The organism is Serratia sp. TSO36 (assembly GCF_057808395.1).
On record NZ_JBJZOU010000004.1, the window covers coordinates 26902 to 39626 of the forward strand.

Annotated in this window: 9 protein-coding genes; all 9 read left to right on the forward strand. The window is 62.6% G+C overall.

Translation table 11 applies throughout. The features are described from left to right. Positions 1-12 precede the first annotated feature (12 nt). The 9 genes from ACK3CV_RS01890 to ACK3CV_RS01930 all read left to right on the forward strand — a co-directional run bounded on the left by ACK3CV_RS01890 (position 13) and on the right by ACK3CV_RS01930 (position 12701). On the forward strand, positions 13-3957 hold the full coding sequence (locus ACK3CV_RS01890) for an enterobactin synthase subunit F (protein ID WP_164040419.1): 3945 nt from the start codon (positions 13-15) through the stop codon (positions 3955-3957). 176 nt (positions 3958-4133) lie between these two features. Further along, positions 4134-5390, forward strand: a complete 1257-nt coding sequence (entS, locus tag ACK3CV_RS01895) for an enterobactin transporter EntS (protein ID WP_033636752.1) — start codon at positions 4134-4136, stop codon at positions 5388-5390. A gap of 211 nt (positions 5391-5601) precedes the next feature. Further along, positions 5602-6807 (forward strand): isochorismate synthase, encoded by a 1206-nt coding sequence (locus tag ACK3CV_RS01900; protein ID WP_164040421.1) that lies wholly within the window; start codon positions 5602-5604, stop codon positions 6805-6807. Positions 6808-6814: 7 nt separating this feature from the next. Next, positions 6815-8443 carry a (2,3-dihydroxybenzoyl)adenylate synthase gene (locus ACK3CV_RS01905; protein WP_164040423.1) on the forward strand — a complete coding sequence of 543 codons (1629 nt, stop codon included), beginning with the start codon at positions 6815-6817 and terminating at the stop codon, positions 8441-8443. A gap of 3 nt (positions 8444-8446) precedes the next feature. Continuing rightward, on the forward strand, positions 8447-9307 hold the full coding sequence (locus tag ACK3CV_RS01910; protein WP_004930014.1) for an isochorismatase: 861 nt from the start codon (positions 8447-8449) through the stop codon (positions 9305-9307). Between the two features lie 106 nt (positions 9308-9413). After that, positions 9414-10433, forward strand: a complete 1020-nt coding sequence (yncE, locus tag ACK3CV_RS01915) for a 7-bladed beta-propeller protein YncE (RefSeq protein WP_405051226.1) — start codon at positions 9414-9416, stop codon at positions 10431-10433. 121 nt (positions 10434-10554) lie between these two features. After that, positions 10555-11172, forward strand: a complete 618-nt coding sequence (locus tag ACK3CV_RS01920; RefSeq protein WP_049194489.1) for a DUF2238 domain-containing protein — start codon at positions 10555-10557, stop codon at positions 11170-11172. Between the two features lie 229 nt (positions 11173-11401). Continuing rightward, entirely contained in the window at positions 11402-12229 is an 828-nt protein-coding gene (locus ACK3CV_RS01925; RefSeq protein WP_239504676.1) for a winged helix-turn-helix domain-containing protein, read from the forward strand. Continuing rightward, a complete protein-coding gene (locus tag ACK3CV_RS01930) occupies positions 12210-12701 on the forward strand; it encodes a hypothetical protein (protein WP_152903828.1) in 492 nt (163 codons plus the stop codon). The genes ACK3CV_RS01925 and ACK3CV_RS01930 overlap by 20 nt, the downstream gene beginning before the upstream one ends. The last annotated feature ends 24 nt before the right edge of the window (positions 12702-12725 follow it).

A 12725-nucleotide genomic window follows, 5' to 3' on the forward strand; every position in this document is an offset into this window, starting at 1 on the left:
GAGCAATAAGCAGTGTCACACACCCCTAACTCTCTCAGCGGCCCGGCGCTTGCGGGCGAATGGCCGCTGGTCGCGGCGCAACCCGGCATCTGGGTCGCCGATCAAATCTCCCCGCATCGCAATGCCTACGCGGTGGCCCACGCCATCGAACTCAACGGTCCCATTGCCGTGGAGCCTCTGCTGCAGGCCATCATCCAGGGCCTGGGCGAGGTGGACATGCTGCGCCTGCGTTTTGCGGAACGCGACGGCGTGCCGGTGCAATGGCTGGATGACGCGCTGGAGGTGCACGAGCCGGAACTCGTCGATCTGACGACGTCGCCGGATCCCGAAGCCGCCGCACGCGCGCTGATGGACATCGATCTGGCGAGCGATCTGCGCGCCGGCAGCGGCGCGCCGCTGTATCGCCATGTGGTGATGCGCCTGGCGGTTGACCGCTGGTTCTGGTATCAGCGCTATCACCATCTGCTGGTGGACGGTTTCAGCTTCACCTCCATCGCTCGCCGCGTGGCGGCGATTTACACCCATCTTTGCCGCGGCGACGCGCTGGAACCGACGCCTTTCACGGCGTTCAGCGACGTGGTGGCGGAATACCAGGCTTACCGGGAGGCGCCGGCCTGGCAACGCGACGCCGATTTCTGGCTCGAAAAAGCGCGGCAGTTGCCGCCGCCGGCCACGCTCTGCCCGCAGCCGCTGGCCGGGCAAACCCCCACGCCGCGCATCCATCGATTGGAACAGCGCTGCGATCCGCAGGCCTTCGCCGAACTGGTGCAATGCGGCGCGCAGCAGAAGCTGAACGCCGCCGATATGGCAGTGGCGCTGGTGGCGCTGTGGGTATCGCGCCTGAGCGGCCAACCGAGTTTCAGCGCCGGTTTTATCTTCATGCGCCGTACCGGATCGGCCGCCCTGTGCGCCGCCGGGCCGGTGATCAACGTGCTGCCGATGGAGATGCATCTCGAGCCGCAGGCCACGCTGTATGAGGCCGCCGCCCGCATCAGCCGCGAGCTGAAAACGGTGCGCCGCCATCAGCGCTACGACGCCGAGCAGGTGCAGCGCGATCTGGGGCGCATCGGCGACGGCGAACCGCTGTACGGCACGGTCTTCAACTTCAAAATGTTCGATTACCAGCTGGATTTCGCCGGTATCGAAGGCATCACTCACGATCTGGCCTCCGGGCCGGTGCGCGATCTGGAGATTGCGCTGTTTATCGACGAGCACCATCAGTTGAAGGTGGAGCTGCTGGCCAACGCCGAGCGTTACGGTCGCCAGGAACTGCAGGCGCACCTGCAGCGGTTGCCGCTGCTGCTGGCGCAGTTCGCCGCGCAGGCAACGTTGCCGATCGGCGAAGCCGATATGCTGACCGCCGACGATCACGCGCTGCTGGCGCGGGTCAACGACACGGCGCACCCGGTGCCGGCGACCACGCTGAGCCAGTTGCTGGCGCAGCAGGCGCAAACCACGCCGGACGCGCCGGCGCTGGCGGATGCGCATTTCAATTTCACCTACCGCGAAACGCGCGAGCAGGTCATGGCGCTGGCGCGCGAGCTGGTTGCGCAGGGCGTGCGGCCGGGCGACATCGTGGCGGTGGCGCTGCCGCGTTCGGTGTTCCTGTCGCTGGCGTTGATGGCGATCGTGGAAGCAGGCGCCGCCTATCTGCCGCTGGACACCGGTTATCCGGACGAGCGGCTGGCGATGATGCTGGAAGACGCCGCGCCGCGGCTGGTCATCACCAACCCGGCGCAGCAGGCGCGGTTCGCCGACAAGGGCGAAATTTTGCTGTATGACGCGCCGCTGCCGGCCGATCACGCCGCCGGGGTGGCGATCGCGGGCCCGACGCCGAACCATGCGGCCTATATCATCTTTACCTCCGGCTCCACCGGGCGCCCGAAAGGCGTGCTGGTCGGCCATCAGGCGATCGTCAACCGCTTGCTGTGGATGCAGCACCAGTATCCGCTGGGGGCGGACGACGCGGTGCTGCAGAAAACGCCGTGCAGTTTCGACGTCTCGGTGTGGGAATTCTTCTGGCCGCTGATGGTTGGCGCCCGGCTGGTGATGGCGCCGCCGGAGGCGCACCGCGATCCGCAGCAGCTGCAACAGCTGATCGCGCAGCACCGCATTACCACGCTGCACTTCGTGCCGTCGATGCTGGCGGCTTTCGTTGCCGCTCTGGACGACGACGCGGCGGTGGCGAGCTGCGCCGAGCTGCGCCAGGTGTTCTGCAGCGGCGAAGCGCTGCCGGCGGAGCTGTGCCGCCTGTGGCAAAGCCGCACGGCGGTGCCGCTGCACAACCTCTACGGCCCGACCGAAGCGGCGGTGGACGTGACCTGGCATCCGGCCTACGGCGACGCGCTGGCGAAGGTGACCGGCGCCAACGTGCCGATCGGCCTGCCGGTGTGGAACACGGGGCTGCGCATTCTTGACGCGCGCCTGCGGCCGGTGCCGCCGGGCGTGGCGGGCGATCTGTATCTGACCGGCGTGCAGCTGGCGCACGGCTACCTTGGCCGGCCGGATCTGACCGCCAGCCGCTTTGTCGCCGATCCGTTCGGCGAGGGCGGGCGCATGTACCGCACCGGCGACGTGGCGCGCTGGCTGCCGGACGGCGCGGTGGAATATTTGGGCCGCAGCGACGATCAGCTGAAGATCCGCGGGCAGCGGATCGAGCTGAGCGAAATCGACCACGCCTTGCTGTCGCTGCCGGGCGTGCGCCAGGCGGTGACGCACGCGCTGGTGCTGCAGGGCACGCCGGTGGACGCCGGCGGCGATGCGCGCCAGCTGGTGGGCTATCTGGTGATGCAGCCTGGCGCGAGCTGGGATGCGGAAGCCCTGCGCGCGGCGCTGGCCGACCGGCTGCCGCCGCACATGGTGCCGGTGGCGCTGGTGGAAATGAGCGATTTGCCGCTGAGCGCCAACGGCAAGCTGGATCGCAAGGCCTTGCCGCAGCCGCAGGGCGGCGAGCGCAAGGCTGGGCGGCCGCCGCAGGCCGGGCTGGAAAGCGAGATCGCGGCGGTATTTGCCCGATTGCTGCAGCGCGAGCAGGTGTTCGCCGATGACGATTTCTTCGCGCTCGGCGGCCATTCGCTGCTGGCGATGCGGCTGGCGGCGGAGCTGCGCCGCGATCTGGGCAAGGCGGTGTCCGTCGGCCAGGTAATGGTGGCGTCGCGCGTCGAGCAGCTGGCTGTCTTGTTAGCGGAAGATCGCACGCAGGAAGAGGCCGATCGCAGCGGCTTCGACAGCGTATTGCCGCTGCGCGTCACCGAGGGGCCGACGCTGTTCTGTCTGCACCCGGCGTCCGGTTTCTCTTGGCAGTTCAGCGTATTGCCGCGCTATCTCGATCAGCACTGGTCGCTGGTCGGTATCCAGTCGCCGCGGCCGGACGGCCCGCTGGCACTGAGCGAAGATATGGATCAGGTGGTGGATGCCCACCTGCAGACGGTGTTGCAGGTACAGCCGCATGGGCCGTACCACTTCATCGGCTACTCGCTGGGCGGCACGCTGGCGCAGGGCATCGCCGCCCGGCTGCAGGCGCGCGGCGAGCAGGTGGCGTTCCTCGGCCTGCTGGATACCTATCCGCCGGAGACCCAAAACTGGGACGTGATGCTGGACGACAACGTGTTGAAGGAGGTGCAGCGCGAGCGCGAGCAGTTCCTGGCGGTGTCGCAGGATACGCTCGATCCGGCGCTGGGCGAGACGCGCACCGCGATGTTCGACAGCATTGAAGCCAACTACGCCGACTCGGTGCGGTTGTTGTCGCACACGCGTACCGCCCGTTTCCACGGCCAGGCGACGCTGTTCGTCGCCAAACGCACGCTGCAGGAAGGGATGGACGTGCAGCAAACCTGGTCGCAGTACGTCGATGCGCTGCAGGCGCACGAGCTGGACTGCGCGCATGTCGATATCGTTTCGCCGGCGTCGTTCAAAGTGCTGGGGCCGCTGCTGAACCGGATCTTGCGCACGCTGTAATCGCGTCCGTCATCTCGCCGCCAGGCACGGGGATGACCCCGCGTGTGGCGGCGTTTCTTGCGGTTGCTCACGGTTGAATATCAATGAGTTTTATTATCATTATTGATTTCGCCATCTGTGCTAGCATAGCGCCCCGCAACTGCAGAATCCCCGTTTAACGATGTGGTGAATAACCGATGAGTAGCAAACCCTCCATCCTGCTTGATTTTAGCCTGCTGAAAACCAACCGGGCTTTCCGCGCGGTATTCTGCGCGCGCTTTATTTCCATCGTGGCGCTGGGGCTGATGGCGATCGCCATCCCGGTGCAGATCCAGGCGTTGACCGGTTCCACCCTGCAGGTCGGGCTGGCGGTGACGCTGGCCGGCGGCGGCATGTTCGCCGGGCTGCTGATGGGGGGCGTATTGGCCGATCGCTATGAGCGGCGCCGACTGATCCTGTTCGCGCGCTCCACCTGCGGCATCGGCTTCGTCGGCCTGTGCCTCAACGCCCTGTTGCCGTCGCCTTCGCTGGCGGCCATTTATCTGCTGGCGGTGTGGGACGGCTTCTTCGGCGCGGTGGGGGTGACGGCGCTGCTGGCGGCCACGCCGGCGCTGGTGGGCCGCGAAAACATCGTGCAGGCGGGCGCCATCAGCATGCTGACGGTGCGCTTCGGCTCGATCCTTTCTCCGGCGATCGGCGGCCTGGTGATCGCCCATATGGGCATTGCCTGGAACTACGGCCTGGCGGCGTTCGGCACCCTGCTGACGCTGCTGCCGCTGCTGAGCCTGCCGCAGCTGATGCCGCCGCCGCAGCCGCGTGAACACCCGCTGCGCGCGCTGGCGGGCGGTTTCGCCTTCCTGTTCCAGAACAAGGTGATCGGCATGGTGGCGCTGATCGGCGCGCTGCTGACCATGGCTAGTGCGGTGCGCGTGCTGTACCCGGCGATGGCGGAAGGTTGGCACATCGACGCCGCCCACCTCGGCTATATGTACGCCGCCGTGCCGCTCGGCGCCGCCATCGGTGCTTTCACCAGCGGGCGCGTGGCGCACGTGGCGCGCCCCGGATGGGTGATGCTGCTGACGGCGATCGCGGCGTTCGCCGCCATTGGCCTGTTCGGCCTGATGCCGTGGTACAGCCTGGCGTTGCTGTGCCTGGTGGCGTTCGGCTACCTGAGCGCGCTGAACTCGCTGCTGCAATACGGCCTGATCCAGAGCCTGACGCCGGATAACTTCCTCGGCCGCATCAACGGCCTGTGGACGGCGCAAAACGTGGTGGGCGATGCGCTGGGCGCGTTGCTGCTGGGGGCGATGGGCGCCTTTATGCTGCCGGCGATGAGCGCCAGCGGTTTCGGCTTCGGCGCGGCGCTGCTCGGCATCCTGTTGCTGTTCGCCATGACCGGTTTACGCCAGGTGACGCTGCACAAACCGGAGCCGCAGCCCGCCACAGAAAAGTAGTCGAACGCGTTAAGACAACGCTGTGGGATCAAATAGCAATGCTTATCATCGGCATGCGTAAAACCCACAGCGTTTATGTCATGATTTTGAAATGAAAGAAGTGCTTACGTTTATTGACATGGCAAATATCGGCGAGTAATTTAGCGCGGAATTAACTCAAATGATAATCATTATTATATTGGTTATCACTTCAAAATCTGAGGGCGAAGCGATGGATACTGCCGTGAACGACATCAATCGAAAGGAAATGCAGGAGCGCGAAGAACACCGGTTCGCCGCTGATTTTTCTCCGGCGTCGGGCTTCTTCTTTACCTCCCCTTTCCGCAGCTTGACCACCACCGGATGTTTCAGCCGCATTCGCCTGCCGGCCGCGGACGGCGCCGACCTGAACGGCGAGTTCCAGCGCAGCGTGCGGCAGGCGTTTGCCGAGGCTCGTCAGGCCGGCATCAAAAATCCGCTGCTGTGCGGCGCTATCCCGTTCGATACCCGGCAGCCTTCGGCGCTGTTTATTCCGCAGCAGAGCCGCTGGTTCGATCGCGCCGCTTTTATGGCCGGCGTTCAGCCGGCGGCAGAGGGGCCGGAGCTGGCTGGCATAACGGAGCTGCCGCAGCAGCAGCCGTTCATGAACATGGTCAGCGATGCCGTTGACGCGATGAAGGCCGGTGAGCTGGATAAAGTGGTCTTGTCGCGCCTGCTGGAGATCGAAACGCGCCGGCCGGTGGATCGCCATGCGCTGATGGCGCGCGTGATCGCCCAAAACCCGCACGGTTTCCACTTCCACGTGCCGCTGGAGCAGGGCGCGCTGTTGGGCGCCAGCCCGGAGCTGCTGTTGCGCCAGGACGGTGGCCGTTTCTATTCCAACCCGCTGGCCGGTTCCGCCCGGCGCGAGGCCGACCCGCAGCGCGATCGCGAAGTGGGGGAGCGGCTGATGGCCTCGGCGAAAGATCGCCACGAGCATCGCATCGTCACCGAAAGCATGCGTGACGTGCTGGCCGGCCGCTGCCGCTACCTGAACGTGCCGCACACCCCCGAATTGTTGACCACCACCACGCTGTGGCACCTCTCCACGCCGATCGACGGCGAGGCAGCGTCTCCAGACGAAAATGCCCTGTCGCTGGCCTGCCTGCTGCACCCAACGCCAGCGCTGTGCGGCATGCCGACGGCCGAGGCGCACGCCCTGATCGGCAAGCTGGAGCCGTTCGATCGCGGCCTGTTCGGCGGCATCGTCGGTTGGTGCGATGACGAAGGCAACGGCGAGTGGGTAGTGACTATCCGCTGCGGCACCGTTGACGGCAACCGGGTGCGTCTGTTCGCCGGCGCCGGCATTGTGGAAGACTCTTCACCCGAATCTGAATGGCATGAAACAGGCACCAAACTCAGCACCATTCTGCGTGCCTTTGGTATGAATCAAGGATAACGACAAGATGAGCATTGCCTTTACCCCCTGGCCGGCGGAGTTTGCCAGCCGCTATCGCGAACGCGGCTACTGGACTGACAAGCCGCTGACCGAGATCCTCGATCGCCAGGCCAACAACGACGCCCCGGCGATTATCGACGCCCAGGGCAGCCTGACCTACCGCGAGTTGCAACAGCGCTCCGATCGCCTGGCGGCCGCTCTGCTGCGCCGCGGCGTAAAATCCGGCGATACCGCATTGGTCCAGCTGGGCAACGTGGCGGAGTTCTATATCGTGTTCTTCGCGCTGCTGAAAATTGGCGTGGCGCCGGTCAACGCGCTGTTCAGCCATCAGCGCAGCGAGCTGAACGCCTATGCCGAGCAGATCAAACCGGCGCTGCTGATCGCCGATCGCCAGCACGCGCTGTTTGCTGACGATCAATTCCTGAGCGCCTTCCGCGATGCGCATCCTTCGCTGCGGGTTGTGGCGCTGCGCAGCCAGCCCGAGGGCGAGCTGGCGCTGGCCGCCTGGCTGGACGAAGCGAGCGACGGTTTCGTCGCGCAGCCTTCCGCGGCCGATCAGGTGGCGTTCTTCCAGCTTTCCGGCGGCAGCACCGGTACGCCGAAGCTGATCCCGCGCACCCACAATGATTACTACTACAGCATTCGCCGCAGCGTGGAGATCTGCCGTTTCGACGCGCAGACCCGCTATCTGTGCGCGCTGCCGGTGGCGCACAACTACCCGATGAGTTCGCCGGGCGTGCTGGGCGTGTTTTATGGCGCCGGGCTGGTGGTGTTCGCCGCCGATCCGGACGCCGGGCAGTGCTTCCGCCTGATCGAACAGCACCAAATCAACGTGACGGCGCTGGTACCGCCGGCGGTCACGCTGTGGCTGCAGGCGATCGAAGAGTGGGGCGGCAATGCCCAGCTCGCCAGCCTGAAACTGCTGCAGGTGGGCGGCGCCAAATTGGGCGAGACGCTGGCGGCGCGCATTCAGAACGAAATCGGCTGCCAACTGCAGCAGGTGTTCGGCATGGCAGAAGGGCTGGTGAACTACACCCGGCTGGACGACGACGAACGCCACATCCTGACGACGCAAGGGCGGCCGATGTCGCCGGACGACGAGGTGTGGGTGGCGGATGACGACGGCAATCCATTGCCGGCGGGCGAGGTCGGCCGGTTGATGACGCGCGGGCCTTATACCTTCCGCGGTTACTACCAGAGCCCGGCGCACAACGCCGACGCCTTCGACGCCGACGGTTTCTACTGCTCCGGCGATCTGATCAGTATCAGCGAAGACGGCTACATCACCGTGCAGGGGCGGCAGAAAGATCAGATCAACCGCGGCGGGGAGAAGATCGCCGCCGAGGAGATCGAGAACCTGTTGCTGCGTCATCCGGACGTGATCAACGCCGCGCTGGTATCGATGCCGGACGCGCTGATGGGGGAGAAGAGCTGCGCCTATATCATCGCCAACGCGCCGCTGAAGCCGGTGGTGCTGCGCCGCCACCTGCGCGAGCAGGGCGTGGCGGACTTCAAACTGCCGGATCGCTTTATTCAGGTGGACAGCCTGCCGCTGACCCCGGTCGGCAAAGTGGACAAAAAACGGCTGCGCCAGCAGCTCGACGCGCAACTACAGACTCAGGCTCAGGGAGATTAATCGATGGCCATTCCAAAACTTAATGACTACGCGCTGCCGACGGCGGACGAACTGCCGCAAAATAAAGTCACCTGGCAGGTAGAACCGCAGCGCGCCGCGCTGCTGATCCACGACATGCAGCAGTATTTCCTCAATTTCTGGGGCGAAGACAGCGCGCTGATTAAACAGGTGGTGGAGAACATCGCCAACCTGCGCCGCTACTGCAAACAGCAGGGCATTCCGGTGTTCTATACCGCGCAGCCGAACCAGCAGAGCGATGAAGATCGCGCGCTGTTGAACGACATGTGGGGGCCGGGCCTGAACAAACACCCCGAGCAGCAGGCGGTGACCGCCGCGCTGGCGCCGGACGAAGACGACACGGTGCTGGTGAAATGGCGCTACAGCGCCTTCCACCGCTCGCCGCTGCAGGAGATCCTGCAGGAGTCCGGCCGCGATCAGCTGATTATCTGCGGCGTGTATGCGCACATCGGCTGCCTGACCACCGCCATCGACGCCTTCATGCGCAACATCCAGCCGTTCATGGTGGCCGACGGCCTGGCGGACTTCTCGCGCGACGAACACCTGATGGCGCTGCGTTACACCGCCGGCCGCTGCGGCCGGGTGGTGACCACCGCGTCTCTGTTGCCGGCTGCCGGTATCGCCAGCATCGATGCGCTGCGTCAGCAGATCCTGCCGCTGCTTGACGAAGACAGCGAAGACATGGGCAACGATGAGAACCTGATCGATTACGGCCTGGATTCGGTGCGCATCATGGAGCTGGCGACCCGTTGGCGCAAGATCCGCGGCGACATCGACTTTATCGCGCTGGCGCGCAACCCGACCATCGACAGCTGGTGGGCGCTGCTTTCCGAAGAGAAAGCCTGATTTTTAATAACGAGAGAGGGCGGCCGAGCGGCCGCCCCGTTGGCTCTATAAGGAGATTTCGATGAATACTTTGATCACCAAGGGAAAACGTGCGGCATTCCCGCTGATGCTGCTGTCCACGCTGCTGTTCTCCAATACGCTGCTGGCACAGACCGCGCCGGAAGTGCTGCGCAAGCCGGTTGGCAAGGGCGCCTATGAAATGGCCTACAGCCCGAGCGAGAACGCGCTGTACCTGGCGACGTCGCAGAGCCGCAAGTTGGACAAGGGCGGCATCGTTTACCGTCTGGATCCGACCACGCTGGACGTGACGCAGATTATCCATAACGACATCAAGCCGTTCGGTGCCGCCGTCAACGCCAAGACTGGCACGCTGTTCTTCGGTAACACCGTCAATAACTCGGTGACCGCCATCGACGCCAAGACCGGCGACGTGAAAGGCCGCCTGGTGCTGGACGCGCGCCAGCGTTCCGAGACCGTCAAGCCGCTGGCACCGCGCGAGCTGGTGGCGGATGCCGACAGCGATACCCTGTACATCACCGGGCTGGGTGAATCCAGCGTGGTGTGGGTGGTGGACGGCAAGGATCTGACCCTGCGCGCCACCGTGACCGACACCGGCAAATATGGCACCGGCCTGGCGCTGGACGCCGCCGCCAAGCGTCTGTACGTCACCAACGCCGACGGCGAGCTGGTGACCATCGACACCCAATCCAACAAGGTGCTGTCGCGCAAGAAGCTGGATGAGTCCAAAGAGCACTTCTTCCTGAACATCAGCCTGGATACCGCTACCCATCGCGCTTTCATCACCGATTCCAAGCAGCCGCAGGTGCTGGTGGTGGATACCCGCAACGGCAACATCCTGAGCAAGATCGATGTGCCGGAATCGCTGGCGGTGCTGTTCAACCCGGCGCGCAATGAAGTTTACGTCACCCATCGCCAGGCGGGCGAAGTGAGCGTAATCGACGCCAATAGCTACAAAGTGCTGAACACCATCAAGACGCCGACCCACCCGAACAGCCTGGCGCTGTCGCCGGACGGCCAGACGCTGTACGTCAGCGTCAAGCAGGCTTCCAGCCGCGAGAAAGAAGCCACCGCGCCGGACGACGTGATCCGCGTAGCGCTGAAATAATCCCGCTTAGGGTAAGCACACACTGAACAGGCGAAGCGGCGACGCTCCGCCTGTTTTTTTTCGCCCCAGGATCTGCGGTATAAAGAGTGCGTTGATCCGTTAACCTGAAGGAACGTTGGTTATGCCCGCCTCGCGCACCCCGCTGTTGTTGTCCGTTATCACCCTGCTGCTGCTGGCCGCGCTGATCCACAGCGGCATTTGCCCCTACGATCGCACCACTTGGCTGATGGAGGTGGCGCCGGTATTTATCGCTCTGCCGCTGCTGTGGCTGACCCATCGCCGTTACCCGCTGACGCCGCTGCTCTATACGCTGATTTTCGTCCATGCGCTGATCCTGATTTTCGGCGGCATGTACAGCTATGCCCGCGTGCCGCTGGGGTTTGAGGTGCAGCAGTGGCTGGATCTTGGCCGCAACCCGTACGACAAACTGGGGCACTTCTTCCAGGGACTGGTGCCGGCGCTGGCGGCGCGCGAGATCCTGCTGCGCGGCGGCTATGTGCAGGGGCGCAAGATGCTGGGCTTTGTGGTTTGCTGCATCGCGCTGGCCATCAGCGCCGTGTATGAGCTGATCGAGTGGTGGGCGGCGCTGGCGCTGGGCCAGGGCGCCGACGAGTTTCTCGGCACCCAGGGCGATCCGTGGGATACCCAGTCCGACATGTTCTGCGCGCTGCTCGGCGCGCTATGCGGTTTACTGCTGTTCGCCGGCTGGCAAGACCGGCAAATTCGCCGCCTGCGCTGAGTATTTTCCGACGTTGATCAGGCCCGCCTTATGGCGGGTTTTTTTATTTATGCTCAGTTTGTTAATCCACTTTATGCGTGCATTGAATCAGAAAAAGGCTGCAAAATTCACTCTGAGAATTGTATGGTGATATTTAATATCTGTTTGTTTTTATTAAATTTTATTCTTTTTGTTAAGAATTTTCTTATCATTTGCGCTATGCTAATATTGCCACGTTTGATAGGGGCTAATGGGCGTTAACCAGTTTATCGCGCAGGGAATTATGAGATATATAATTAATAATAATATTAAATATCATGAAGATAGATCGGAGCTGATCTCGCTGCATGACGACATTCCGCCGGTTGTGCTGACGGCCACGCTGAACCGCCTGCTTTCCGCCCTGGTGCGCAACAATAACCTGGTGCTTTCCCGCGAAACGCTGCTGACGCAGGTATGGGAGGCGCACGGCCAGGTCGCTTCCGGCAACAACCTCAACAACACCATTTCTATTTTGCGCAAAGCGTTCTCCTCGCTCGGCGAGGAAGAGATCATCGTCACCCTGCCGCGACAGGGGTTTATGTTTACGGCAGCTGAACTGCATACGATGGATAGCCAGGCGGAAAGTTTACTGGTGCCGGATTTGCAGCCAGCAGCCAAACCGGCTGCAGTGGCTACCGTTACGCAAACCAGACGTTTTAAATTTACTGCAGTTGTGCTGGCGCTATTGGCGTTAGGCAGCGGTATAGGGGCGTGGTGGGATGCAGGGTATCCAGCGGTGAGTGTGGCTAAGGTGGGTAAGATTGGCAATTGTGACGTGCAGTTTATTACTTCTTTCCACAGGATCGGGCCTGTTGAGGTGGATCTGACACATTTGCAGAACATGTTGGAACAAAAAAAACATACTAAGTGTAATGAAAACGGTGTTCCTGCGACGCTCTTTTATTACGACAGCAAAATGCTAACGCCGAATAGCCCTGGGCGAGTCAGGAGTTACTATTTTTATTATTGCCCGCAGAGCCGAATGGCATCGGGTAAGGTTCAATGTGAAAACTTCCATGAAAACATTGTGTTATAATTTTTTTTGGCGCTCTCGTTATGGAGTGTTGTTGGTATTTTCGCTGATTATCGGCGGTATTTCCGGTTACTGGCTATTTTTAAAACCGCAGATCCCGGCGTGTCGAGCTGTCGTCGGGATGACCAACCAACGCGAGGGCAAAACGATACAGCGGATATTGTTGATCAGCGTTGCTCCGGATGGCCCGCGGCGTGCAACAGTGTTGATTAACGGTAGTCTGTTTGACGGAGCAACCCGCTATAACGTTGGTAGAACGGTTACACTGGACTATCGGCGACGAGGGGAAGACTATATTTTTACCGTGGTGAAAAATAGCATAAGACAGCAAGACTCGGTTGTACGACCAGATTTAAATAAGCATTTGCCGATGGTTGGGCAGCAGTATCATTTGCGCATTGAGCAAATAGACAGCAGCCATTACATGTTTATTGCCAATTACGGTCCGTTGTTTGTTTGCAGTACTCGGTCATAAGCCATACCCTTGGCAAAGTGCGGC